We start from the raw sequence: 26,929 nt of genomic DNA, 5'->3' as shown, positions 1-26,929 counted from the left end.
GTCTAAACAATAAACCCCCGTGAGTATCCTCTTACGGAGGTTTTTATTTGTCGCGATAGAGCGCTTAACGCGGTCGATACGTATTCTTCTTGTGCTTAAGGTCATGACGTTCACGGTTATCGTTGACTTCATTGCGCTCAAGCGAGGCCAAATAAGTTTCTTCATCAACGATACGATGCGTCGCCACAAATGCATCATCGCGCACTTCAGCTTTATCGTACCCCGCCATAACTCGCTGTTGTGGTTCTGTTAACGGTAGGATCTTCTTACCCTCTTCATTAAACCACGGCACTAAATCACAAGCTGACTCAACAAATTCTGTATCCCCACTAAACAACATTTTCTCACCCGATTTTTCTACGGCAAGAACCATTGCACCGGCAATATGCAGCCCATTCTGGGCATATGGATCAGCAATCTCAAGGCGACTACCTTTATCCTGAATCTGGATAATACCATCCTGCTTATACTGTATCGTTCCATCACGACTCACGGATTTTTCGTATCCCTGAATGTTATATGGTTTCGTGTCATCAGCCACTGCACAAACTATCGCATTTTCTGAGAGTGGCGGTGTTAACGCATCACGCTTATAACGATAAGACCATCCACGTAGACACGAAATCGCAGCCTGATCTTGTTTGAGCGCTTGCTGGCCAACCCACTCCTGCTTTGTCAGTTTTCGGTTCGAAGGATGACTGTAGAAAGCATTTCTTTCCTGTTTAATTTGCGCTTTTAAAGACTCAAATTCTTTTTGTCGTTCCGCTTCAAGAACGCGGTAAACAGCCTTACGAATTAACGGATCGTCAAAGACAAAGCGAACCTGCTCTTTCTTCCATGCGTAACGATTCGATAGCGCTTTAAACTGAGACGTAGCCTCAGTCCCTTCCATCTTCGGACGCTTGTAACCGTTGCTATATTTTTTATAACGATCGAACAGCTCACGTCGTGCAACCGCGCGGGCTTCACGCCGAGCGGCTCTCGCATCCTCATCACGTTTATGCAAATGGGGTTCATAGCGATACATATGAATAAGCGCATCATCGCCTTCATCATTTGTATCTAGAGTATATCGCCCTGCATCTTCCAGTTGCTCAAATGGACCAAGATCGTCCTCCAAACAATTGAGCGTCAAGTCAGGATGTAAGTGACTTGCTTTGATCGGAGTGATGTCCTTCTCATCAAGAGAATAGATAGCGAGTCCCTTGCCTTTTTTATCAAGTTTTAAACCTTGTTTGACCAACAACTTGTGGAGTTCAAACCAAGTTAGTTCATCTTTAACAATCAGCTTTTCCAAATCATCAGAACACGTTCTCATGGCATAGCTATGGAGGCTTTCCTGATCGGCATAATACTCCATTGCTACCGAACCTTGAGGTACTGGCGGTTCATCTCGTTTTTTGTAAACGATCTGCTTATTCTCGTCCACGACATAACATCCATTAGTCGGGGTCCAGTCGTATTTAAGCTCGAGCTCTCGACAGGCCCGTTGCAACTTGAGACGAGTAAATGAATCATCAGCAGTGTCATAAGTGACAGGATGAACTCTGTTAACCGCTATGTGGCAGTGAATATTATTAGTGTCAGTATGTATAGCCGCGACGTACTGATGCTCATCCATTCCAAAGGATTTTAACGTGTGTCTGACGCTATCAAACACTTCATCCTGATTTGGATTATCACTGGTAGGCCAAGAAAGAATATAGTGAAAAACGGGGTCTTTACAGCGTGTATTTTGCGAAGCGACAGCATTCATTTCAACAGCCGCTGTCGCTAAACTGAAGTTGTTTGTTTCGCACAAAACACCATCGAACAGAACACGCTGTCGGCCATCATCGTCAATATTTAACGTATGCATAGCCCCTTCATCACCACTTCTACTAACGTAGTCAACCAACCTATTGAATAGTTCATCTGTAGATTTAGGACGACGCCAATCTGGATGTTCAGGTTCGAGTGGCATGTCCGGTTTATCTTCATCCCGAATGACGACATACGAGACAAGTTTTAGAAAACTACTTTTACCATCACGGCGTTTAGGAGGGATTCGTCCAATCATCGCTAGCCCCGTCCGACACGAAGAAGCGCATTCTGTAGTGCAACGAGTACCTGAGAATACTCTTTACTCATCAGCCCCTCGCCCTCTTTAAAAAGGTGCTTTTGCAAGCCACCGAGACGACGAAGCTCCATAATCATTTCGGTATCACATTGAGCATCTATACGGCGACCTAGCGCAGAACGACGCAAAAACTCCCCGAGGCTTAGCCCGGCGGCTTTCGCTTTTTCCTGAATGGCTTCCTTCTCTTCGGGAAGGCATCGCACACTAGGAAGAAGTGCTGTTCTGTTTCGCTTCTCACTCTTGCTCATGTGACTCTCATCGCCCTTACTCTCGGTGTTCGGCTCGGTTTTATCGTATCTGGGGTGTCGGGGCTTCGCCCTGACCAAGACGTTTTGTAGGAGCCGACTGCGTGCAGGCGGTGCTACAAAACACATCTTGTCCCTTATTTTGAACTGGATTTCATCTATTATGCCCCGCAAGGTCTGGTTTGTCACGACACCATGATGAGGTAAATTGGATAACCTAAAATGACGCATTATCGGTATAATTACGGAATGACTCTGTTTAAATAGTGAAACAAGGTGGATTAGCATGGCTGCAAAGAATTTTTACACGCATGATCAGATTGAACTCGCGAAAATGAAGCTCGATGAATTGCCCGATTTATCCAAAGATAAAATATCGAGTAAAGATGCACTGGAAAGTCTTCACGCGCAAATTGTTGCGTTAGCGACACAAAAAGGCTATTCAGCGAAAGAAATTAAATCCGCATTGGAAACGTGTGAAATTGTAGTCAGTGAACGCGCAATTAGAGACTTACTTTCAGCAAGCAGTGGTTCGAAAAAGAAAGCAGTAGTGGGGAAGAACAAAAAAAGCGTCAATCAATCTCAAAACTAGCAGGTTGGCGCATCGGTTGCGTAATGGTTCAATACCATTATGCAATCGCAGGGCAATAAAAAAGCAGAGCATCAACTCTGCTTTCGCGTCTATCATACGCGCTCTTGTAGCATGTCAGGGTAGTGGCGTGAAACAATATCGTTAATTTTATCCACCAACTCTGGGCGCTTAAATACAATGTGACCATTACCATTTTTATGGTACTTCACAAAAAAATATTCCCCTTCATAGACTTCACCAGAGAAACCATGATTGTCATAAAATAAAGTGAAATTTGCACCATCTGCAACGCGGTAATCTGGTACTGGTTTTCCCTCTAATACGTAGAATGGTTTCGCCAAATCATCCAGTTTTGCAACGCTGCTACAAGTTGCTTTTGTGTAACCTTTCCCCCACGTTTCAAGCAGACGTGAAACAATAATTTTCTTACCTAAACGACACGGATTATTCGTTTTATAGTCCCATGATAACGCGCGAAACACGTCAATAACACCTTGCTCAAACGTATCACTTTTGCTTGCATTCAACTGTGCAAAGGTTGCGATAACCGTCTCAAGGGTGATTTCTGGCATGTCATCACTATGTAACTGCTTTTCCCATGCATCTTGTTGCTTACTACTCATCAAAGTGATCATGCCTGTTTCATTCATGAGGTATTGCCATATATCAACATCAATACCTTTTTTAATCACCTTGTCGTCACGTTTTGGATTTGATTCCCAGCGAACGGCATCGAAAACGCATTGCCCAAAGTTAACAGTAGAGAGATCACCACTGACCGATAAGAACAACGCCTTGGCGTCATGCAACATCGCCAGTCCATCCGCATACTTTTTCAATCCTTCGGCACGTATAGAAATAATACGGTCGATTTCCACTGAAGGGATCAAGCCACCCGCCTGCTCTGTGCTGGAATCCATGTAAATCGAATCAGTTACACCATGATGAAGGGATAAAACCGTATTTTGCATAAATAATTCCTCTATTCGTCGTGTCAGAGAACCGCCTCATGCTTATGCATGAGGCGGAAAGTTAAATCAGGCGAAAGCCCGTTTTAATTCGAGGGCGCGCAACAATTGCCCCCAATCACTCCCACGCATAGCGGGAACCCTGACCGACTGGCGGCGACGCTGTTGTTTCACAATGTGCCGCCCAAAGGATTTCAACGCGGGCGCAATGGCCTGCGGTGAAATGTCTTCGTGGTAAACACGTTTTTGCTGTTTTTGCTTTACATGCGCCGCACAAGGCGCAATAATCGTGACTTCAGTTTTCATGGTTAAATCTCCATGTATTGATTGAAGCTGGTTTATCTTTGATACGGTCAAAACCAGCATGAGAGAGCAGGCGAAAGCCTGCTTTTTTTACATCTGTACGTTCGTATTTTTCGCTAATACCTCCTGTGTAATACGTTGAAGAATGGCCTGATGGGTGCAGGATTCGCGATCACAAAAATGGAAGTAACGCGCCCCCACTCGCACATAAATATCCGTCACATTCCCGCACACCATGTCAGCACTCATAAATGATTCGCTGTCTGTGTTCTCATCAAAAAAATACATCCAGTTAGCCGATAAATAGCGCCCTGCGGCGTCGTGAAAGGCCGCTACGCTGATTTCTACGGGCGCAGTAATTGATTTTTTTTCTTGCGCAAGCCAGTAGGCATGTTCGGCCTCGGCATCCCACAACATGCGATCGGTATTTGTGTAGTTGAGCGTCTGATACATAGATTTCTCCTTTGAAGCCTCTGGCTTCTTTCTGGTGTCATTCCGAACCGGTAGAACCGGCTGCGGGGCGTTTTTGCAGGAAGACGGTCAGCGACACGCGCGGCGTGAAAGTCCACAGGGGACGTGTTCATTTTTGAGACGAACTTGAGAGGACAAAAATTAATACGGCCAGCGCTTGCGCGGCCTGTTGACTTTCAGGTCCCGTGACGCAGGCTGATCTGCAAAAAGGAAACGTAGACGGCGCAAGGTGGAAGGTGACACAGAAAAGCCAGATTCATCTGGCTGCCTTAGCGCCCGACAGATAACTGTCGGGCAGTGAAAGCGGCTGGCCGCAAGGCCATGCAAGCGACGGGGTTGCGTCATGCGAGGGAAGCCCGTATGGGCAGAGACAGGCGCAGACTGGCTCTGTGCGTAGCACGAGCGCGCGGTCCGAAGGAGACGCCCTAGGGGGTAAGTCTTTAAAAATGACGTCGCACATAACGAATTATCATATTAATTAAGTGTCATTTTGGCACTTTACAATGCATTAAAAATTGCAAATCACATTAATTGAATTAGTATAAAGTGCCAAAATGGCACTTTTAGAGAGACTAAAATGACGGGTTTTGAGCTTCGTTTATGGCGTCGTGGTTTTGGATGGGATCAAGAAAGAGCAGCCGAAGAATTGGACATTAGCCTAAGAACTTACAAGCGTTATGAAAGTCGCAAAGAAATAGAAAAGATAGTTGAGTTAGCGACTGAAGCGCTGACGTTAAGAGAACAAAATGGTCGACTTTAAGACATCCCAATATCGTCTGTGCAATAGCTGCCCCTAAGTATAAGCTTGCTAGGATGTATAATTTTAACAAACGATTATTAACTAGCAGACTATTGCATCCAAATTAATTATGACACAGGTATAATTTGTTTGTTTTCGTTGCTTGCATTCCTATGAAAACAATGCCCCCCCTAGATTAACGGGCGTTATCACAGGGGTCTTCATGTGATGGAGTGTCTATATGAAGCTTTTTCATGGAAGTAAAACTTATTTCTCTGAATTTAGTACTGATTACTTAGGAACAGCAGAGTCAGGAGACATACACGCAATATGGTTCGCTGATAACTTTAATGCAGCCCGTAACCACTGTTATAAGATCCGCTCTCTTGCTCATCGTTCTGTGTGGGTCTATGAATGCGAACTGTTGTCAGATACCGCTGTACTGAATACAAATCTACCTTTCGCCCAACAGCCTGATATTCAAAAGAAGTTGGATGATACTCTCCCTGTTTGTATTTCAGTTCAGTCACACTATGACGTATTATTCTGTGATTATCACCGCTATTCAAAGGGGATTATCAACGGAGTCAAAATCACTGCCGATCATAAAATAAATTTATTGCGGGCTGCGGGTATTGATGCAATATCCGATTATGAACGGGGCATGCAAGATTCACATTTGCATGGAGATACAACCGTCGTACTTACTCCTGAGAAAATACGAATTCTTCGCATCCATGAGGTGTAGAGCGGCAATAGATACGACTGCTCTGTATGCTTCTGCATCTTTACCTTAAAAGCCCTGACAGTTGCGGTAAGGGCTTTTAGATTTCGTAGCCTAACCTGACTTCTGTGATAACTATGCCAGCGCTATTAGGTATTAGGTATTAGATGTGAAATATGCGCCCATTACCTTCTGGCATTTCAACAGTTAGGCTCAGTTTGCCGCCCATAGCCTCTATATAACGTTTTAGCGTTGCTAACTTAACGTCGTTGCCGCGTTGCTCAATCTGAGCAATTGCTGGCTGGCTAACCCCCATTGATTGAGCGAGTGCTGTTTGAGATAGGCGTAGTTCCTCCCTCATCATCTGTAAGCCTGTCTCTAAAATCATTTCATCTGCCATTTCTTTAATTCGAGCTTGGCTTTCAGATGTGCGTGCGGCAATTTTGTCGCGTAGTGTTTTCATTTATTCTCCTCCATCACAGTAAGATGAGCTGAAAATTCCTCATCTGCGATACGAATCATTGTCTTGTAAAACCGTTTGTCGTTGCTTTTGTCGCCTGCACACAAAATGATTGCACGTCTAATGGGATCAAATGCAAAGAACGCTCTAATTGGGCGACCATCATGCTGTATACGTAGCTCTTTCATATTCGGATATTTTGAGCCATTCACCGTATCGGCATACGGGCGAGACAATGTTGGTCCATACGCTTCAAGATTACTTAAATCAGCCAAGATTTTTTCTTGTGCATCTTCATCTTGCTCATCAAACCACTGGTCAAAACGAGTAGTAAAAATAACAGTCCACAAAGCTCATTCCTTATAATCTATAGCTTATATTTACAGTATATAATCTATAGATTATAACCTCAATTATTTTTAAGATTTTAAACACAAAAATGATGAGCTCCCTACGCAGAACAGTTTACCCATCATTTTTGAATCACAATGATCAAAAGTTGCAGTTTTTTTCCTTCAAAACGTCATCTTCAATTAAGTTTATTGGGAAGTGATAATTCATCCAGCCATCGCTCAATAGGAGTTCAGCTCTCGAGTTCGTCATGCATATCGTTGAGCACCGCCCACAAAGGTTGTCCTGATAAAAATACCTGGCTACGTACACCGCAGAAACGTTGACTCCAGGCATGGACGCATTCAATGAGATCGTCATCGAAAATCCCCTGCCGTTCTTGGCGTTTATACCACGCTGCTAGCTCACTCGGCGTAGTAAACGCCAGTTCAATCTGTGCCTGCGCCACCTGTGTTTGATAGCGGCGGCGCTTTTGCTGGCGCTGTTTAGCTTCAATTTTATCGACACGGGCAAACCGCAGTTCCCATTGTCTATTTTTTCGTTCTGATAGTCGGTAATGCTCATCGGGAAAATACTGCTTAACCGCGCTGCCCGACAGCGGCAGCGGGCAATCCATCCCTCGCGTCTCTATCAGTTTGTCGAGGGCGGCGATATAGTCCGACTTGGACGCCCCGCCCCGCTCTTTTGGCGAATAGTCACCGGCTGCAAAGCGAATATCTTTGGCCGTGATCCGCATTGCGCCGCCGCGTAAGTGCCGGAATAAAGCTCGCGCATAAGGATGTTGTCCGAGTTGCGTGCCGCGCAGCTGCTTGCGTTCGACATCGATGATGGCCTGCGTTGCCGCAAACTGATGGACGTTATGCGGAATGAGTGCAAGATTATTAGGGATCACGCTGCCACCTCCTGATAGTGCTGGGCTTCTTTTGCCAACAGAGCGTTAAGATGATCGGGCTGAAAATGTACATCAAAGTACAGGTCAACGACTTGACCGGCGCTATCAACTCGGCAGACAGACCATCCATCACACTCTGTTCCTGCACTCGATACGTACCACTCCGCCTATGGCGACTCGCCTTTTGGCGCAATCCGTAGCGTAACGGGGTATAGCCCGCCAAACTCGCTGCCGTATTCAGCTTCAACGACACATCCCTGCGGTACTTTTAAAATATTCAATACAGAACACGACAGCACATGCCGATAATCCTGACCGCGTTCGGCAAACTGTTCCAGTTCGACAGCGCTCATCGCGTGTAACTCGGATTTTCTTAACAGCGTCCCAATAAATTTCATGTGTTAAACCGCTGCCCTTTCGGGCAGCGTCTCCAAGTTAGGCGGCGTTCGCGATATGAGTATCAACGTCGTTCTGTGCATCAGATACGCTGTTTTGTGCATCAGATGGGGCAATTTCAGACACTACGGGCGAATTTTTCGCATCAGATGCGGGCTTTTGTGCATCGGGCGTACACATCCAAGCAGGAACCCAGCGATTACTCCCCATTTTGCTTTCAGCCAGTTCGGCGGCATCGCCTTTTTTCATCTTGTCGGCGTCACGCGCGGCACCTGTCTGCCCTGCTTCGTTCAAGGCATCAATGATTTGCGGTTTTTTCAGATGATCGAAGAAGTTTGCTTTCGTCGGTTGCCACCAATCGCGCATATGGAAATCAAGAGCAGTTTCTAGCGTATCGAGCGGACTGCGTGATGTATGCCCCATGTCGCGGGTCTGAACACCATCAACCGAGCATGCGGTGCAATATGCCATCAGCGCCATGAGAACTGAGTTATCCAGCGTAAAGAAGGTGGTAAAGTCTTTCTCCCAACCTTCTGGTAAGAGCGCTTCCAGCCGTGCTTTTTCTTGCATCAACGTAATGTAGGCCATTCCTTCCTCACCCGATGGCGCATTATCCGTCAGAGAATAATGTGACACGGTCAAGCCGATCACGAACGGGTGGCGAGTCGTTGTGCATCCTAGATACACATGCGTACAGAACAATAGCCGCCTGCGGCGGAGCTAAGACTCTGTAAGTCAATGGCTGTTTTCAGTAACCATCTCCCGTTATAATCCGGTGCATGTATATTCCTCGCCCCGCAAAACTCCTCTTTCAGATTGATGACGGCTGGGATCGTCTTCTCATCAATCGCGGTCATACTATCCCCGAATGGACCAAACTGGTCATTGAGCGCATGCTCGCCTGCGGCACCGGTGCCATGGGGATACGCCGTTATTGCTGTGAGTCTGCTCACTGCACCCACACCAAATATTTCTGTCAGAGCTGCAAAAGTAAAGGCTGCAGCGCCTGCGGCATGAAAGCCACCGAGCAATGGATAGCAGAGCAGCAACACATCCTCCCCGACTGCGAATGGCAGCACATCACCTTTACCATGCCCGATAAACTCTGGCCGGCGTTTAATCTTAACTGGCCGTTACTCAATCAGTTGTTTGCTTGTGCTGCCTATACCCTCCTGAAATGGGCGGAAAAGATGGGCATTGAAATCGGGCTATTTGCCGCCCTGCACACTTACGGACGCCAGCTTAACCAGCATCCGCATATCCATTTATCCGTCACCCGTGGCGGGTTATGCCGCAAACACGGCGTCTGGCGCTCAGTTTTCTTTAAAAAAAAGGTGGCTGAGCGTTACTGGCGTCAGGCTGTCATTGCCCTGCTTCGTCAGCACTATGCTTCGCTGGATTTAGCCGCCGCAGGCTACAGGCATATCCGCGACTACAGGGAATGGTGCCAGTTTTTAGAATCACAATATCAGCGGCGATGGAAAATTCACTTTGCCAAGAAGACAAAGCACGCACGGCAAAACGTCAATTATCTCGGCCGTTACCTGAAACGGCCACCTGTTGCAGCCTCCAAATTACGCCACTACAGTGGCGGGACAGTGGTTCATCATTACTATGACCACCGGACAGGTCAGCATAAAATCCAATATCTGAGCCAGGAGGAGATGCTGATGCGCTATATCAGCCATATCCCCTCACGACATTTTAAAATGGTGCGGTATTACGGCTTTCTGGCCAACCGGAAACGGGGGGCTTTACTGCCGGAGGTGTATGCGGCACTGGACATAAAGGAGAAGGAGAAACCGCCAAAACCAGGCTTTGCGTCTTTGATGAAGCAGTTTACCCGGATAGATCCGTACCAGTGTGTGCTGTGTGGCAGCAGAATGGTCTTCAACTGTGCGGAAGCGGGTATCAGGGCAGATAAATTACTGGAGATGCGGCGTCAGGAATTTAAGAAACGACGATGGTTACAACAGGCGGCATAGGGAAGATCTGCTTAAAATTCATAAAATTGAATAATAAACCACCGAAGCACTGTGAATTTATACAACCGCAGCCGGATAAAACAGAGGATCGCTCATCAGCATAAGAAGCTAACGCCCTGAAAACAGGGTAAAAACAACTTTCAGTTTCCTAACCATCAAGCGGTACTGCGCAACCATCGCATCGTGATCTCGGCCATCACCTACGCAGAGATGCGCTTCGGTGCCATTGGGAAAAAGGCCTCGCCCCGTCATGGCCAACTGGTCGATGCGTTCTGCGCTCGCCTCGACGCTATCCTGCCGTGGGATCGTGCCGCGGTAGATGCCACTGCAAGTGTCAAAGCGGCGCTAACCGCAGCCGGTACACCCATCGGTCCCAACGACACGGCGATTGCTGGGCATGCGATTGCGGCCGGCACCATTCTGGTGACGAATAATGTCAGAGAGTTTGAGCGGGTGCCAAATTTGGTATTAGAAGACTGGGTGAAGTAATGGAGTCAGGCCGCTATCCGGCAGCCTGACCATTATTGTGCGATGTTAGTCGTATTCAATTTCTGCGTTATTAAAAGGCTAATTCGGCTTATCAAACACCTGGACATGAAGATATCCGACTTTTACTTTTTTTCGTATCTTAATGAAAGAATAACGTATAAACCTTAGCCAAGTACAATACCGACTTAGGCAAGTAGCACAGACTGTTCAGGCGCTAGGACGCAGAGTAATGACGAAGAAACTCCCTACACAGTACAATTCCCGCACCGATCAAGCCACCTAGCAATACAGATAGGACTAATATTAGTGTCTTTTTCGGCGCATCCTTTATGACGGGCAACGACGGTTGTTGTGAAAATGAAAATGCTTCTAACGTTACACTCCTATCATCTCTGATTTTAATCTCGCCCAGCGCGCGTAATGTCTCTAGATTTGAGTAGTAGCTATCACTCAAATACAATGGCCAAAAGCTTTCATTGGCAATAATAGTTTTTAAAGCAGGTACACCTAGCATAAATAACATCTCATCAGAAAGTTCATTTGCCTCTTTGAGCATAATGCTCTTGGTATTCGTAGCTTCAGCAATTTTTAATGCCTCTGACAAGACACTTAAGCGCCGTACTTTTTTCTCCTGAGCAGTCTTTACCTGAGCATCTAATTCTGTAGTGATAGTCTGTATTTTTATCTCGAGTGCTTTTTTCATATTTGAATAATCAGCCAACTGACCAAGTTGTGGCGGTGTAATAATCGCGATTGATGTCCATTTTTCTTTTGCAAAATTTAGGTATCCGACAGCCAACATTACCGTGAAACATACCGTTATAATGATAGTTTTCCTACCATTCCATAACTGTAATAGCAGTTCAAAAAGGTCAATTTCATCAGAATTACTTTCGTGACCACTCATAGTCATCCTCGTTAATAATTTTTATGATATTTACCAGAAAAAATCATATATCGCCATTGAGACTAAATACTCATTTTAGTGTTGTTTACGCATGTAAATATCAACAAAGTAGGATTTATAAGGGGGCTATTTCCGGTAATGACTCCAACTTATTGATAGTGTTTTATGTTCAGATAATGCCCGATGACTTTGTCATGCAGCTCCACCGATTTTGAGAACGACAGCGACTTCCGTCCCAGCCGTGCCAGGTGCTGCCTCAGATTCAGGTTATGCCGCTCAATTCGCTGCGTATATCGCTTGCTGATTACGTGCAGCTTTCCCTTCAGGCGGGATTCATACAGCGGCCAGCCATCCGTCATCCATATCACCACGTCAAAGAGTGACAGCAGGCTCATAAGACGCCCCAGCGTCGCCATAGTGCGTTCACCGAATACGTGCGCAACAACCGTCTTCCGGAGCCTGTCATACGCGTAAAACAGCCAGCGCTGGCGCGATTTAGCCCCGACATAGCCCCACTGTTCGTCCATTTCCGCGTAGACGATGACGTCACTGCCCGGCTGTATGCGCGAGGTTACCGACTGCGGCCTGAGTTTTTTAAGTGACGTAAAATCGTGTTGAGGCCAACGCCCATAATGCGGGCAGTTGCCCGGCATCCAACGCCATTCATGGCCATATCAATGATTTTCTGGTGCGTACCGGGTTGAGAAGCGGTGTAAGTGAACTGCAGTTGCCATGTTTTACGGCAGTGAGAGCAGAGATAGCGCTGATGTCCGGCGGTGCTTTTGCCGTTACGCACCACCCCGTCAGTAGCTGAACAGGAGGGACAGCTGATAGAAACAGAAGCCACTGGAGCACCTCAAAAACACCATCATACACTAAATCAGTAAGTTGGCAGCATCACCGATTTTTTAAACATATAAAATACCATCAATGAAGTGATTAAGAAGTTATAGAGTAACAGAGAATTAATAAGATTCTTTTCTCTGAGACGCCAGAATATTTGTTCTGGCGTCTGATTTTGAGTTTATTTGACTAATGAAAATAGATCATTGAGTGATTCGCTCATCGACGGATGAGTAAATATCTGATCGCGTAATATGCTATAAGGCAGCCCGGCATCCATCACCATTTTCACTATATTGATCATCTCGTGGGAGTCAACACACAGCAGTGATGCCCCTAATATACGTTGGGTTTTATTATCAACAATCGCTTTTAATACCCCACGGGTATCGTTCATCACTCTGGCGCGCGGAATTGCAGCTACAGGCAATGTCACCACCTGAATATCAGCACCACTCTCTCTGGCTTGTTCTTCTGTCATACCAACCCTGGACAGGGGCGGTGTCATAAATACGGAATAAGGCACATTTTTCCGATCATCAGTACTACGTTTGCCTTCACCCAGTAACTCATCACGTACAATGCGGTAATCATCCAGTGATATGTAAGTAAATTGCAGCCCGCCGGTAACATCTCCCATCGCCCAAATATTGTCTGCGGTGGTATGTAATCGCTTGTCAACGACAATTGCCCCGCGCTCGTTTACTGCGATACCGGCATTTTCTGGATGTAACGAAGCGGTAGCCGGTTGACGACCGGAAGCTATTAACAGTGCATCCACCGCCAGTTGGGCGTGCTCGCTATGCACTTGCACTTGATTTTCATGGTGACTGATTCGCTCCACATGGGCATTGAGGATAATATCGACGCCCTGATCGCGTAAAATCGTCGCGATATTATCAGCAATATCCCGATCTTCCCGAGGAAAAAACAGCGAAGCTGCCTCTAAAATGGTTACTTTGCTGCCAAAATTAGCGAACATAGAGGCGAACTCAACGCCAATATATCCGCCGCCCAAAATACCTAAATGCCCAGGCAATTCTTTTAGATTAAGTAATCCGGTGCTGTCATATACACCAGGCGTGGTGGTAATTCCAGGAATTGGCGGAACCACGGCTTGTGCACCGGTATTAATAAAAATTTTCTCGCCATGAATCTCCAAATTTCCCTCAGGCCGATGAACACGCAGGCTATGATTATTGATAAACTCCGCCTGGCCGTCGATCACGTCGATATTGGGCATATCCGCAAGATTATGAAAATTCTTATTACGTAAAAAATTAACCACTTCATTTTTACGCTGTATGGCACGGACAAAATCTGTGTGCTGCTGTGCGTCATGAACCAATGTTTTGGTTGGGATACAGCCGATATTAATACAGGTCCCGCCATACATTGCATTTGATTGTTCGATGAGAGCCACACGCCAACCTGCTTTTGCCAGCGTGACGGCTAATGTTTTTCCAGCCTTGCCAAAACCAATAATAACTGCCTGATATTTATTCATGATGATTTCCTGTCGAAACGCGTTCATTTGACATCATGACTATAGACGCAAAAGGTGATGCTGCCAACTTACTAATTTAGTGTATGATGGTGTTTTTGAGGTGCTCCAGTGGCTTCTGTTTCTATCAGCTGTCCCTCCTGTTCAGCTACTGACGGGGTGGTGCGTAACGGCAAAAGCACCGCCGGACATCAGAGCTATCTCTGCTCTCACTGCCGTAAAACATGGCAACTGCAGTTCACTTACACCGCTTCTCAACCCGGTACGCACCAGAAAATCATTGATATGGCCATGAATGGCGTTGGATGCCGGGCAACTGCCCGCATTATGGGCGTTGGCCTCAACACGATTTTACGTCACTTAAAAAACTCAGGCCGCAGTCGGTAACCTCGCGCATACAGCCGGGCAGTGACGTCATCGTCTGCGCGGAAATGGACGAACAGTGGGGCTATGTCGGGGCTAAATCGCGCCAGCGCTGGCTGTTTTACGCGTATGACAGGCTCCGGAAGACGGTTGTTGCGCACGTATTCGGTGAACGCACTATGGCGACGCTGGGGCGTCTTATGAGCCTGCTGTCACCCTTTGACGTGGTGATATGGATGACGGATGGCTGGCCGCTGTATGAATCCCGCCTGAAGGGAAAGCTGCACGTAATCAGCAAGCGATATACGCAGCGAATTGAGCGGCATAACCTGAATCTGAGGCAGCACCTGGCACGGCTGGGACGGAAGTCGCTGTCGTTCTCAAAATCGGTGGAGCTGCATGACAAAGTCATCGGGCATTATCTGAACATAAAACACTATCAATAAGTTGGAGTCATTACCCAACTGAAGTACAAGTTTAATGAGAGTGCTAAGTCAAAATATCCTATGAATTGATATCTAAAAAAATCTTCCATATTTCTACATTTCAAAATTTAGAGACTGTAGCTAGCTCTATACACACCATTAACATTATGCGTTGGTACTTTATTAAATGGTGATTTCAGCCTGAAATCATTAAAAACAAACTACAATCATATTCTTAATCGCATTACCTCAATGGAAAACTATTCTTGGAAATGTTTTCTCATTACAACTTGGATCATTCGATCAAGCTCCTCTTGAAAAGCTTTAGGTACACGATTGAACTCATAGCTAAATGAACGATCTTTAATACGTTTACGTGCAAAGACATCTTTTCCTTCAAAAGACCATAGTGGCTTAACAATAGCTTTAGTATTCTTTTCTTGTGAGAGGAGACTTTTAGCCTCTTGTTTAAAAAGATTGATCAATATGTTCTTCTGTTCATCTGGAGGAAGGTATTCTAATTTATCAAGCTCCCCCTTCGCCTCATGAACATTCTTGAGGAGCAAATCAATCGAGCCTCCATCCTTAAGAATTTGAGAGTGTACATCAAGTAATAACTTGTAGTCAGGGTAAGTTAATTCAGACTGGATAGGAAAAATAGCAACAATTTCAGAAGGAACAGAAGCAGCTTGAATAGCTCTAGTAACCTTTGCAGCAGATAGCCTTTCAACTTCAGCAATTTCTTTCTGACTCATGCCATTCTCGCGTAACTTAAGTAAACGTAATCCAATTTCGCGTATATTATGTTCTTTAGCTGTTTGAATATCGGCTGCTAGTTGACGTGCATCATCAATACTAAGTTCTGCTTGAGTGACTAAAACGGTTAACCCAACTTTGCTGAGCAATGCGGCAGCACGTCGACGTGAGCCATCTAGAATTTCAATTTTATCTCCGACTTGGCGCCCAATTGCCGGAAAAAATTGCTGTAATTTAATTGTTCTAGTGATATCACTTAAGGATGCTTCAGTTAACCCGCTTTGGTCTCTGCCATTGACAACAAGTTGTACGAAAGTCTTCTCTGCAACATCTTCAGCTGAAACACGCTCTAAGTTGAATACAGCTGTTTTTCCTGATGATAGTGTAAACCTCTGATTAATAATTGCTCTTTCATCATCTGTGCTGATCTGAGAGCCATTAAATGTTCTTCCAATCGTTTTTCTTTTAGTATTCATAGCAACCTCAATTTGCACGGATAAATTCGATACGATCAAATACAGCTTTAGCAAAATCCTCAGCCGCAGTTTTGGCATTTTTTAATGCTTCACTACTGCCAATATATGTCGCCGGATTTGCTGAAATGACCGTATCAAAGGATTCGCCACACCTCTCGAATCCATCTAATCTAGGCAAAGCAACATCTAGCATATCTCCGCCAAAAATTTCTTTAGCTAAGCTATGACAGAGCTTGTGATCTGTTTTATTTACAAGTTTTGACATAAAGCCTATGTTACCCATCAAACTTGTTGTGGCACCTGTTTTTTCAATCATTTCAATAAGTTCAGGCAGTCTAGTCAAATACTTAAGTGTTGAATGAAAATCAACTTGTGCAGGTGGTACAGGTGTCATCAGAATATTTGATGCTGCTATAGCATTAGAGAGAAATGCATCAAGATGTGGCCCACTATCAACAAAAATAAAATCATAATCATCATTCAATTTACTGATTATATTATCTTTTAAGACAGTATAAATATTTTGTCCTGGTAAGTGCTCTGCACAAAGATCTTCCCAACGAGATGCAATGAATGCATCTTCTATTGAAGCTGCTATTACATCAACACCTTGAACAACAGAAGGAAGAATGAACTCCTCGAGCAACTCTTCTCTAGAGACATTTTGCAACATTGCTTGAGCTGCTGTCGTCTCTACGGAGCCAATGGATTGAGCATGGTTCAAAAACATAGTCGCTGATGACTGTGGGTCGAGATCAATAACTAAAATACGTAAATCTTCATAAATTAGATGTGGGTGAGTTCTAAGTGCATGCGCTAGCGATACTGTACTTACTGTTTTTGATACGCCGCCCTTTAGATTTCCTACAAAAAATGTAAAGGCATCAGAATATCTATCTCTATATTTAGGGATCCCCCGATGATGATATAAGTCAATTATATTCTGAAGAGTCATTGCATACTTTATTGAAGAACCTGCTTGTCGTTTTTCAAATAAGTATCCATTAGCCTCCATCTCACTCACAGCATAATCCACGCTTGCTCGCGTGAGTCTGGGTAATTTGGCTACAGCTGCTTTTGCATAGACTTGGTAATAAGCAATTTCTTGTAACTCTTGTTTCTGTGACGAAATTTGTTCCGTTAGTGATTGCAACATACGGGCAGAACGCTCAGCTACCCTGTCGATCTGTTTGTAAGCATTATTCATTGCGCAACCTTACATGTAGCATTTTCGAATTAACACAATAATCCTACACACAACTACTAATGTAAAGCTCCAATACTAAAAATAGTCGACTTAAATGAAAGTTTCTGATGAAAAAAAAAGCAACGCTCGCCACAACCAATGACCGAACGAAGTGAGCGAATTGGTGAGGAAGCGTAATGACTACGGTCTATACATATTCCTAATCCACACTTATCCACATATACATGACTATTTTTAAGAGATCTTTTTTATTAATGTTTTTATATCTTTTTAGGCAAGGTGAAAGCTAGATAGACTGCGGCTTACAGAGCTTCTCCTGTGACAAACTACCCTTAATGTGTGACTCTTTGCCCTCAATGAGTCGCTTTATCCGTGACAATTTGCCCTAAAGACTGTGACAAATCACCCTCTTCTTTTATGCTAAATAACAGGGTTGTTGACAGCCGGTAGATACGGTGACAAGCTTTAACTCTGTCACATATTACGGACGAAATTATGACTGATACTCCACTTATAAATACAAAACGAAGAAAAAACAGTCCGCGAATAGTTCAGTCTAATGAGCTAACCGAGGCTGCGTATAGCTTAACTCGTGACCAAAAGCGTATGCTTTATTTATTTGTAGAGCAGATACGGCGCCATGATGGGTCCTTGAATGAGCATGACGGTACCTGTGAAATACAGGTATCACAATATGCTAGCACTTTTGGGCTAACATCGGCGGAAGCAAGCAAGGACATACGTCAAGCTCTAAAAGGATTTGCTGGCAAGGAAATTACTGTCTATCGCCCAGAAGAAGACTCAGGCGGTGAAAAGGGCTATGAATCTTTTCCTTGGTTCATTAAGCGTGCCTACAGCCCAGCTAGAGGTACGTACAGCGTTCATATCAATCCTTTTCTAATACCCTACTTTATAGGCTTACAAAATCGTTTTACACAATTTAGACTCAGTGAAACGAAAGAGATCACTAGTCCATATGCTATGCGGCTATATGAGTCGTTGTGTCAGTATCGCAAGCCCGATGGTTCAGGTATTTTGTCTTTGACAATAAGTTGGATGATGGAACGCTATCAGCTGCCTCAAAGCTACACGCGTATGCCAGATTTTCGTCGCCGGTTCTTACAACCAGTAGTTGAGGAGATTAACGCACGAACTCCCATGAAGGTTTCTTATTCTGAGAAAAAAAAAGGTCGCCAGACTACACATATTGTTTTTACTTTCATTGATGATCAACGGCTTTTGTAGACTTTGCTGAATCTTATTACTCATTTCTAACGTATTAATTTCTTCTCCTTAAAATGTAGTGAATAAGTGTGTTACTTACGGTATCTTCCAAAGATTTGTTGATTACAACTTATATGTATAATTTCATTGGTTTTTCTTCCAATACCCTTTGCTTAGTCAGGTCCACAGTTCGGGCATCCGTAAGCTGTATTTCAATTTATGCCGCACCAATAATTGATAGATACCGTGCCTTCTATTCTTCAACTGATGCCCAAGTGTGACAAACTGCCCTGTAGCTAATGCGTATTTATTGAATGCATGTGGTCATGTATCCCAATTCTCAATCTGAGCTGTATCTAATTGCTATATAGAGTTCTAATCGATATATTTAATTGAATTTAATAGGTTTTTGTATAATGACTCGGACTTTGTGGTACCAATGAAACTAATATCGGTATCTTAAAATAGCTATCACGTAGGCAATGAGCGAAAAATCTGTGACAAATTGCCCTTATACGTGGAGGCTATCTGTTGAGTTGTTCATTTCAGCGTACCTTTTAGGCCCCAAATTTCCAAAATGTGACAATTTGCCCTGATTGAGAGCATTTATACAAAATGGAAAAGTTTTTAAAGGAAATGAAGTTAAAGATGACAAGAAGATGTCATCTTTAACAAAAATACTCCACTGCAGTATCGTGCCTATCACATTGAAAGTTGTGATATTTATTTGTAAATTTCGGGCTGGAATCGCCAGTAAATTAGCTGTATGGTACTAATTTTTGAGAGATGTTCGTGACATCTAATTATTTTCCTATAAGCCCTTCCTACCTTATTAACAAGTATCAGAAGTATGATAGAGATTATTGAGGGAAAATTTCTTGATGGTTAGGAAACTGAAAGTTGTTTTTACCCTGTTTTCAGGGCGTTAGCTTCTTATGCTGATGAGCGATCCTCTGTTTTATCCGGCTGCGGTTGTATAAATTCACAGTGCTTCGGTGGTTTATTATTCAATTTTATGAATTTTAAGCAGATCTTCCCTATGCCGCCTGTTGTAACCATCGTCGTTTCTTAAATTCCTGACGCCGCATCTCCAGTAATTTATCTGCCCTGATACCCGCTTCCGCACAGTTGAAGACCATTCTGCTGCCACACAGCACACACTGGTACGGATCTATCCGGGTAAACTGCTTCATCAAAGACGCAAAGCCTGGTTTTGGCGGTTTCTCCTTCTCCTTTATGTCCAGTGCCGCATACACCTCCGGCAGTAAAGCCCCCCGTTTCCGGTTGGCCAGAAAGCCGTAATACCGCACCATTTTAAAATGTCGTGAGGGGATATGGCTGATATAGCGCATCAGCATCTCCTCCTGGCTCAGATATTGGATTTTATGCTGACCTGTCCGGTGGTCATAGTAATGATGAACCACTGTCCGGCCACTGTAGTGGCGTAATTTGGAGGCTGCAACAGGTGGCCGTTTCAGGTAACGGCCGAGATAATTGACGTTTTGCCGTGCGTGCTTTGTCTTCTTGGCAAAGTGAATTTTCCATCGCCGCTGATATTGTGATTCTAAAAACTGGCACCATTCCCTGTAGTCGCGGATATGCCTGTAGCCTGCGGCGGCTAAATCCAGCGAAGCATAGTGCTGACGAAGCAGGGCAATGACAGCCTGACGCCAGTAACGCTCAGCCACCTTTTTTTTAAAGAAAACTGAGCGCCAGACGCCGTGTTTGCGGCATAACCCGCCACGGGTGACGGATAAATGGATATGCGGATGCTGGTTAAGCTGGCGTCCGTAAGTGTGCAGGGCGGCAAATAGCCCGATTTCAATGCCCATCTTTTCCGCCCATTTCAGGAGGGTATAGGCAGCACAAGCAAACAACTGATTGAGTAACGGCCAGTTAAGATTAAACGCCGGCCAGAGTTTATCGGGCATGGTAAAGGTGATGTGCTGCCATTCGCAGTCGGGGAGGATGTGTTGCTGCTCTGCTATCCATTGCTCGGTGGCTTTCATGCCGCAGGCGCTGCAGCCTTTACTTTTGCAGCTCTGACAGAAATATTTGGTGTGGGTGCAGTGAGCAGACTCACAGCAATAACGGCGTATCCCCATGGCACCGGTGCCGCAGGCGAGCATGCGCTCAATGACCAGTTTGGTCCATTCGGGGATAGTATGACCGCGATTGATGAGAAGACGATCCCAGCCGTCATCAATCTGAAAGAGGAGTTTTGCGGGGCGAGGAATATACATGCACCGGATTATAACGGGAGATGGTTACTGAAAACAGCCATTGACTTACAGAGTCTTAGCTCCGCCGCAGGCGGCTATTGTTCAAGGGATAGAGTCCTGTACATTTTATAGGATATCTGCGGGCTGTCTCCTCCTCACTTGTTGCTAATGTGACAATTTGCCCTGAGTATCAGAAACTATCCTAGATGTCATAGATTAATAAGTGAAATAAAGGTTTTGATAGATTTTCACTCTTTTAACGAAATTAACCTCGCTATCTATCATCTAATTTCATAATCGGTATTTCAGTCCTGAATAGGTACAGCAAACCTCAATATTTTACTGAGTGGTACACGGATAAGCGCTTAATACTACCATATGTAGCAATAAAGGCTGGATGCTTCAGTCTTTACATCATCCAACGCTGTTATCAGATGCTATGGTTTTTTTCGCCATAACAGTCCCAAATGTGACAACTTGCCCTCACCTGTAGCTTGATGGTTAGGAAACTGAAAGTTGTTTTTACCCTGTTTTCAGGGCGTTAGCTTCTTATGCTGATGAGCGATCCTCTGTTTTATCCGGCTGCGGTTGTATAAATTCACAGTGCTTCGGTGGTTTATTATTCAATTTTATGAATTTTAAGCAGATCTTCCCTATGCCGCCTGTTGTAACCATCGTCGTTTCTTAAATTCCTGACGCCGCATCTCCAGTAATTTATCTGCCCTGATACCCGCTTCCGCACAGTTGAAGACCATTCTGCTGCCACACAGCACACACTGGTACGGATCTATCCGGGTAAACTGCTTCATCAAAGACGCAAAGCCTGGTTTTGGCGGTTTCTCCTTCTCCTTTATGTCCAGTGCCGCATACACCTCCGGCAGTAAAGCCCCCCGTTTCCGGTTGGCCAGAAAGCCGTAATACCGCACCATTTTAAAATGTCGTGAGGGGATATGGCTGATATAGCGCATCAGCATCTCCTCCTGGCTCAGATATTGGATTTTATGCTGACCTGTCCGGTGGTCATAGTAATGATGAACCACTGTCCCGCCACTGTAGTGGCGTAATTTGGAGGCTGCAACAGGTGGCCGTTTCAGGTAACGGCCGAGATAATTGACGTTTTGCCGTGCGTGCTTTGTCTTCTTGGCAAAGTGAATTTTCCATCGCCGCTGATATTGTGATTCTAAAAACTGGCACCATTCCCTGTAGTCGCGGATATGCCTGTAGCCTGCGGCGGCTAAATCCAGCGAAGCATAGTGCTGACGAAGCAGGGCAATGACAGCCTGACGCCAGTAACGCTCAGCCACCTTTTTTTTAAAGAAAACTGAGCGCCAGACGCCGTGTTTGCGGCATAACCCGCCACGGGTGACGGATAAATGGATATGCGGATGCTGGTTAAGCTGGCGTCCGTAAGTGTGCAGGGCGGCAAATAGCCCGATTTCAATGCCCATCTTTTCCGCCCATTTCAGGAGGGTATAGGCAGCACAAGCAAACAACTGATTGAGTAACGGCCAGTTAAGATTAAACGCCGGCCAGAGTTTATCGGGCATGGTAAAGGTGATGTGCTACCATTCGCAGTCGGGGAGGATGTGTTGCTGCTCTGCTATCCATTGCTCGGTGGCTTTCATGCCGCAGGCGCTGCAGCCTTTACTTTTGCAGCTCTGACAGAAATATTTGGTGTGGGTGCAGTGAGCAGACTCACAGCAATAACGGCGTATCCCCATGGCACCGGTGCCGCAGGCGAGCATGCGCTCAATGACCAGTTTGGTCCATTCGGGGATAGTATGACCGCGATTGATGAGAAGACGATCCCAGCCGTCATCAATCTGAAAGAGGAGTTTTGCGGGGCGAGGAATATACATGCACCGGATTATAACGGGAGATGGTTACTGAAAACAGCCATTGACTTACAGAGTCTTAGCTCCGCCGCAGGCGGCTATTGTTCCTGAAATCACACGGACTGGAGGGCAGCATGGGCCGTCGGGGTAACAGCCATGATAGTGCTGTCGCAGAAAGCTTTTCCAGTGGCTGAAGTGTTAACGAATAAAGAACAAGATCTACGGAACGCGGGAATAAGCCCGCAGCGATATTTTAGTTACATCGAAATGTTTTAAAACAGTAAGTGTCGGCATGGTTTAAGCGATCTGATGTCATTGACAGAATATGAAACCCAGTATTATCAACGGCTCGGAAGTGTTTAGTTCACCAGTGGCGATTCAGTATATGCCCTTTTCTTACATACGCTCTACACCCTGATCTTCATAGATTGTTCTGTGACAAACTGCCCTCGACTGTCTACTATCATACCCCTTGGAAAGTACTCAGATTCATTTCTGGATATAATGCTCTGACAAGTGTGACAAATTGCCTTTACTACATAGATTGTTATACCCATCGAAAGAATTTTCACATCACAGTCGTGTAACTGTGACAAATCGCCCTGAACGCAAGCTTTATGCTTCATTAGGATTATGCATAAAGGATGATTAGACGATTAACTTGGATTAGATTGAGAGATTTGCTAAATCCTTAATGAGTTTGCATTTTTATTAATGTTTTCTAATTAAATTGCCGATAGAGACTCTTAGAAAATCGATATAGTCTTTCAAGTGTAGTGTATAGCTATAACGAACATCTAATTGTGACAATTTGCCCTCACGAACATTCAATGATTTTCGCTATTAAATAGACTCCACGCTAAAATTGCAATTTATTGATTTTACATATATTTTCTTACTTTCAGTAGGCAACCACTTTGTTTCTTTTCCTAGTTTTTTAATAAGGTTTCAGGATGAAGTTATCGATAGAGTTCAGTGGACAGACAGGCATTTTGAATCCCTACAAGATGCAAAGCTCAGAACTCGCGAATCGTGTTCCTAGTTGCCAAAACTTCACATCATGGGGATAAATGATTTTTTGCGTAGGTCCCGCTTCAGTATCTACTGAATGACAAAGAACCTTTTAATATTAGGCTTACAGTGACAATCAACCCTGACCTGAAACTTATATATTTTAAGTTTGGCAAAAGTATTGGTACATAGTTGATCTCGATTTGTTTGTATGTGGATACAATTCGCCATCATAAAACTCTCTCCATCTACATGAATAATAAGAATTTTAAGTTTCCGTTTCAGTCTGAAATCGCCGTTCTAATCCCTACTTTACACGCAATTTATTTGCATATCATACTTTTATTAGCCTCTTAGTATGCAAGATTGTCTGTGACACAATAAAACCTGAAAAAGAAAAGCATAAGCAATGAATTGATATTTGTTTCCAACTACTATTAGAAACGGTCCACTCAATAGCAGTTTAGAGGGATATGGTATTTACCTAACCTTCCATTTATATGAATGTAACCTGACTTATGGATTGAAATATGCTTTCCATCAATCAACGTAATTAGCATAAAACCGAGTCATTATCTTGTGTCTTGCCTACAGGATTTATGTGTGTTGTGCTTCAATTATATATTTCTATTTATAGTAATCTTACAGTCAACTAGGCCACCAAATTTAATGCGATATTCTAATTTCACACAAAACTGATAAATCGATGATAATGGGAAACAAACCTACGTTTTCCTCAGAGTTTAGTTAGGTAATGAAAATACACAGCCAATCACTCATGTCTAAGATCTTTTACGAAAGAAACTTCGTCCCTGCGAATTTTTTGTGTTGATCACTATTGCTCGGGTAAGACCGTAAGAGCACAAAGCGCTTGCAACATTCATCTACTGAAGAACGACAGAGCATCTAGAGTCTGAAGAGTAGGTTCTATGTTTGGTTCAATTGCACGCTATATTAAAGAATTTTACCGAGCTTATGATATCTGATGGTGCTGAAGTGTTAACTTTAGAATGCCACACGGCTATCAGCCTTTGCTATTTACTGTAAGTACATGGCAGTAATTAGCAATTCTGACTAAAGCAAAAGGATAAAATAAATCAGGTACTAATTATATTGAATCGCGAAATACTCAAGTCGTATCATTGAAAAAGAGCTACCTCTTGCGAGAATAGTTTGTGAAATATTAATCAAAAATGGCAGCTTGATAAGCTGTTGTTGTTCATAGCATCTTATAAAAACATGAATATCAGTTGTTGTAATTTAGATAAATAATAAATAAATGCTGACCAGATACGTTACATCTAAGGAAGATAATTAATTCCCAGTTCGGGGTACCTGAATAATTCGGAGTAATTGGTGTAGAAGAAGATGGAATCACATATGTCATGTGTTGTTAGTGATAAATCTATCTATTCGCAAAGTTATTGGGAGAAGTTCGACATTTAATTTCTAAAAATTATAGCAATATCAGATGATTATCTGTGAAATTGTACACGCTGAGTTAGTCTACGTGCAAAATAATAGCGCAGTATTGCGCTTCTCCACAAGCCCGTAGCAGATGCCGCACCGCTTCGTTATTTACACTACTAAGTAGATTCCTAATATTAAATGTGTGATTGAATACTAAATTGCTATAGCATCATCATCCTAGGGGGAACGACCTCAGACAAGTAAAAATATGGATACTTTACTCATCGTAAAATCATGACCAAGCATTGCTTGGCCTGAACATAATGAAACATGGGCGATCATAGGAGAATTAAATATAATAGGATCAAATTCGGCGTAGAAATCAGTAATTAACGTTTATTGGTGACAGCCATTCAATACACGTGAAGAATGTCATAAGGGTTTCATGCTTCAGTAATGTGACAAACTGCCCTGAAGTCAGTCCTCAATTCGTTTGGTTCTTTTGTATTTCAGGCTGAAATCGCCATACGACTGACATTGCACCTTTCTGCCATAAGATAATCGTGACACTCAACTTTAATTGATTTCTGTAAAATGCGTAAATCGCATGTATATTCATAGTTGATTAGATTAGAAATTCATTGCTCATGAGTGCGATACTGAATGCCTTCAGTAAATACTCAAAAGACATATAACCTAAATATTTCATGCATCCAGGCCAGATGTGACAAGCTGCTCTGAAGGTAGTCCTCAATCGGACGGTTGATTTGTATTTCAGGCTGAAATCCCCATACGACTGACATCACACCTTTCTGCCATAAGATAATCGTGACATTTAACTTTCATTGATTTCTGCAAAATGCGTAAATCGCATGTATATTCATGGTTGATTAGATTAGAAAATCATTGCTCATGAGTACGATGCTGCATGCCTTCAGTAAATACTCAAAAGGCATATAACCTAAATATTTCATTCATCCAGGCCAGATGTGACAAACTGCCCTGAAGGTAGTCCTCAATCGGATGGTTCATTTGTATTTCAGGCTGAAATCGCCATACGACTGACATCACACCTTTCTGCCATAAGATAATCGTGACATTTAGCTTTTATTGATTTCTGCCAAATGCGTAAATCGCATGTATATTCATGGTTGATTAGATTAGAAAATCATTGCTCATGAGTACGATACTGCAGCCTTCAGTAAATACTCATAAGGCATATAACCTAAATGCTTCATGTATCTAAGCAAGGTGTGACAAACTGCCCTGAAGGTAGGCCTCAATTCGTTTGGTTGATTTATATTTCAGGCTGAGATCGCCATACGACTGACATTGCTCCTTTCTGCCATAAGATAATCGTGACATTTAGCTTTTATTGATTTCTGCAAAATGCGTAAATCGCATGTAGATTCATGGTTGATTAGATTAGAAAATCATTACTCATGAGCACGATGCTGCATGCCTTCAGTTATTACTCAAAAGACATATAACTAATTATTTCATGTATCTAAGCATAGTGTGACAAACTGCCCTGAAATTAAGAATCTGTTATCTTTACAATCCGCAAATGAATTTCCAAAAACAATTTTTATGTACTGTTGAAAATTTTTTCTAGCAAAAAAATTTTATCTACATGAATTTTTATGGTTATTTATTGGCGATTTCAGCCTGAAATCGCCAATGGCTGTGCCTTAGTTGATGTTTTGTATTGATAAGTTACTAGCTATCTCAACGGATATGCACGTTCTCTATCTCAAATTTTTTTTGATTTTGTATATACCACTGCCTAGAAACCATCAAAAGGCAAAAGATTGTTTAGATGAAATATACTGATTTGTAGGTTTACAAGAGGAAATATAGCGAGATTAAAATATTGGTATATTCGTTTTTGGGTAAGTATAGTGCTTACAGCTCTATGATTAATAATGATGCTTACAGTGTAACATGTCATGCAAAATATCTTTTTTGATATAATTCTTCGTGTAAAGAGGGAGGCCGAGGTAATTTTCTGT

The 26,929-nt window shown here is 43.6% G+C and carries 21 protein-coding genes and 4 pseudogenes; 8 read left to right on the top strand and 17 right to left on the bottom strand.

The genetic code is table 11. The annotated features are described in order from the left end of the window. Positions 1–64 precede the first annotated feature (64 nt). The gene (traI, locus tag U0008_RS22020) at positions 65–2,059 is read right to left on the bottom strand and encodes a TraI/MobA(P) family conjugative relaxase (RefSeq protein ID WP_043495539.1); all 1,995 of its coding nucleotides are present in this window, start codon (positions 2,057–2,059) and stop codon (positions 65–67) included. Positions 2,060–2,061: 2 nt separating this feature from the next. Beyond that, positions 2,062–2,367, bottom strand: a complete 306-nt coding sequence (gene mobA / locus U0008_RS22015) for a plasmid mobilization protein MobA (RefSeq protein WP_043495551.1) — start codon at positions 2,365–2,367, stop codon at positions 2,062–2,064. Between the two features lie 283 nt (positions 2,368–2,650). Between mobA and U0008_RS22010 the strand changes: the two genes are divergently transcribed. After that, on the top strand, positions 2,651–2,956 hold the full coding sequence (locus tag U0008_RS22010; RefSeq protein WP_043495537.1) for a hypothetical protein: 306 nt from the start codon (positions 2,651–2,653) through the stop codon (positions 2,954–2,956). A gap of 92 nt (positions 2,957–3,048) precedes the next feature. Here U0008_RS22010 and U0008_RS22005 read toward each other — a convergent pair whose 3' ends face one another. The 3 genes from U0008_RS22005 to U0008_RS21995 form a co-directional block, all read right to left on the bottom strand. Then, complete coding sequence (locus tag U0008_RS22005) at positions 3,049–3,927, bottom strand: DUF4942 domain-containing protein (protein ID WP_395038454.1); 879 nt, start codon at positions 3,925–3,927, stop codon at positions 3,049–3,051. 66 nt (positions 3,928–3,993) lie between these two features. Beyond that, positions 3,994–4,230 carry a hypothetical protein gene (locus U0008_RS22000; RefSeq protein WP_043495535.1) on the bottom strand — a complete coding sequence of 79 codons (237 nt, stop codon included), beginning with the start codon at positions 4,228–4,230 and terminating at the stop codon, positions 3,994–3,996. 87 nt (positions 4,231–4,317) lie between these two features. Then, complete coding sequence (locus U0008_RS21995; RefSeq protein WP_043495533.1) at positions 4,318–4,680, bottom strand: hypothetical protein; 363 nt, start codon at positions 4,678–4,680, stop codon at positions 4,318–4,320. Positions 4,681–5,275: 595 nt separating this feature from the next. Between U0008_RS21995 and U0008_RS21990 the strand changes: the two genes are divergently transcribed. Beyond that, positions 5,276–5,458, top strand: coding sequence for a helix-turn-helix domain-containing protein (locus tag U0008_RS21990; RefSeq protein ID WP_043495531.1), 183 nt, complete (start codon positions 5,276–5,278; stop codon positions 5,456–5,458). A 220-nt stretch (positions 5,459–5,678) separates the two neighbouring features. After that, entirely contained in the window at positions 5,679–6,185 is a 507-nt protein-coding gene (locus tag U0008_RS21985; protein WP_043495530.1) for a hypothetical protein, read from the top strand. 139 nt (positions 6,186–6,324) lie between these two features. Here U0008_RS21985 and U0008_RS21980 read toward each other — a convergent pair whose 3' ends face one another. The 5 genes and pseudogenes from U0008_RS21980 to U0008_RS21960 form a co-directional block, all read right to left on the bottom strand. Then, positions 6,325–6,624: a helix-turn-helix domain-containing protein gene (locus tag U0008_RS21980; protein WP_043495528.1), complete on the bottom strand. Its 300-nt coding sequence runs from the start codon at positions 6,622–6,624 to the stop codon at positions 6,325–6,327. Continuing rightward, positions 6,621–6,971, bottom strand: a complete 351-nt coding sequence (locus tag U0008_RS21975; RefSeq protein ID WP_043495527.1) for a type II toxin-antitoxin system RelE/ParE family toxin — start codon at positions 6,969–6,971, stop codon at positions 6,621–6,623. The genes U0008_RS21980 and U0008_RS21975 overlap by 4 nt, the downstream gene beginning before the upstream one ends. Before the next feature lie 233 nt (positions 6,972–7,204). After that, positions 7,205–7,864: a plasmid SOS inhibition protein A gene (locus U0008_RS21970; RefSeq protein ID WP_072008183.1), complete on the bottom strand. Its 660-nt coding sequence runs from the start codon at positions 7,862–7,864 to the stop codon at positions 7,205–7,207. Between the two features lie 167 nt (positions 7,865–8,031). Then, on the bottom strand, positions 8,032–8,262 hold the full coding sequence (locus tag U0008_RS21965; protein WP_051874180.1) for a conjugation system SOS inhibitor PsiB family protein: 231 nt from the start codon (positions 8,260–8,262) through the stop codon (positions 8,032–8,034). 37 nt (positions 8,263–8,299) lie between these two features. Continuing rightward, positions 8,300–8,956, bottom strand: a pseudogene (locus U0008_RS21960) (ParB/RepB/Spo0J family partition protein); the annotation flags it as partial. Between the two features lie 83 nt (positions 8,957–9,039). On the opposite strand from U0008_RS21960, the gene U0008_RS21955 reads away from it, so the two are divergent. Further along, complete coding sequence (locus tag U0008_RS21955) at positions 9,040–10,245, top strand: IS91 family transposase (protein ID WP_043495840.1); 1,206 nt, start codon at positions 9,040–9,042, stop codon at positions 10,243–10,245. 156 nt (positions 10,246–10,401) lie between these two features. Beyond that, a pseudogene (locus U0008_RS21950) lies at positions 10,402–10,734 on the top strand (PIN domain-containing protein); the annotation flags it as partial. Between the two features lie 214 nt (positions 10,735–10,948). On the opposite strand, the gene U0008_RS21945 reads toward U0008_RS21950, so the two are convergent. The 3 genes from U0008_RS21945 to rclA form a co-directional block, all read right to left on the bottom strand. Next, complete coding sequence (locus U0008_RS21945) at positions 10,949–11,641, bottom strand: Wzz/FepE/Etk N-terminal domain-containing protein (protein WP_043495687.1); 693 nt, start codon at positions 11,639–11,641, stop codon at positions 10,949–10,951. Between the two features lie 149 nt (positions 11,642–11,790). Further along, positions 11,791–12,488, bottom strand: a protein-coding gene (locus U0008_RS21940) for an IS1-like element IS1A family transposase (protein ID WP_327058449.1) whose coding sequence is annotated in 2 segments (ribosomal slippage) — positions 11,791–12,239 and positions 12,239–12,488 — 699 coding nt in all. Because the reading frame shifts where the segments join, the coding sequence is not laid out codon by codon here. Positions 12,489–12,665: 177 nt separating this feature from the next. Next, entirely contained in the window at positions 12,666–13,991 is a 1,326-nt protein-coding gene (gene rclA / locus U0008_RS21935) for a reactive chlorine resistance oxidoreductase RclA (RefSeq protein WP_043495479.1), read from the bottom strand. Between the two features lie 108 nt (positions 13,992–14,099). Between rclA and U0008_RS21930 the strand changes: the two genes are divergently transcribed. After that, positions 14,100–14,797 (top strand): IS1-like element IS1A family transposase gene (locus tag U0008_RS21930; protein ID WP_327058433.1). Its coding sequence is split into 2 segments (ribosomal slippage): positions 14,100–14,349 and positions 14,349–14,797, totalling 699 coding nucleotides; the frame shifts between segments, so codons are not numbered across the junction. A gap of 239 nt (positions 14,798–15,036) precedes the next feature. On the opposite strand, the gene U0008_RS21925 is transcribed toward U0008_RS21930, so the two are convergent. Then, complete coding sequence (locus U0008_RS21925; RefSeq protein ID WP_043495521.1) at positions 15,037–16,008, bottom strand: ParB family protein; 972 nt, start codon at positions 16,006–16,008, stop codon at positions 15,037–15,039. 7 nt (positions 16,009–16,015) lie between these two features. After that, positions 16,016–17,215, bottom strand: coding sequence for an AAA family ATPase (locus U0008_RS21920; RefSeq protein WP_043495519.1), 1,200 nt, complete (start codon positions 17,213–17,215; stop codon positions 16,016–16,018). A gap of 495 nt (positions 17,216–17,710) precedes the next feature. Between U0008_RS21920 and repE the strand changes: the two genes are divergently transcribed. Continuing rightward, a complete protein-coding gene (gene repE, locus U0008_RS21915) occupies positions 17,711–18,460 on the top strand; it encodes a replication initiation protein RepE (protein ID WP_043495518.1) in 750 nt (249 codons plus the stop codon). A gap of 1,016 nt (positions 18,461–19,476) precedes the next feature. On the opposite strand, the gene U0008_RS21910 is transcribed toward repE, so the two are convergent. Both U0008_RS21910 and U0008_RS21905 read right to left on the bottom strand, forming a co-directional pair. Beyond that, a complete protein-coding gene (locus U0008_RS21910) occupies positions 19,477–20,682 on the bottom strand; it encodes an IS91 family transposase (protein WP_121626117.1) in 1,206 nt (401 codons plus the stop codon). Positions 20,683–21,314: 632 nt separating this feature from the next. After that, positions 21,315–22,520, bottom strand: a pseudogene (locus U0008_RS21905) (IS91 family transposase). 80 nt (positions 22,521–22,600) lie between these two features. On the opposite strand from U0008_RS21905, the pseudogene U0008_RS21900 reads away from it, so the two are divergent. Further along, a pseudogene (locus tag U0008_RS21900) lies at positions 22,601–22,859 on the top strand (IS3 family transposase); the annotation flags it as partial. Between the last annotated feature and the right edge of the window lie 4,070 nt (positions 22,860–26,929).

The sequence above is a fragment of the Hafnia alvei genome, assembly GCF_034424155.1.
Taxonomy (GTDB): Bacteria; Pseudomonadota; Gammaproteobacteria; order Enterobacterales; family Enterobacteriaceae; genus Hafnia; species Hafnia alvei.
This window is presented reverse-complemented; position numbering and strand designations above follow the sequence as displayed.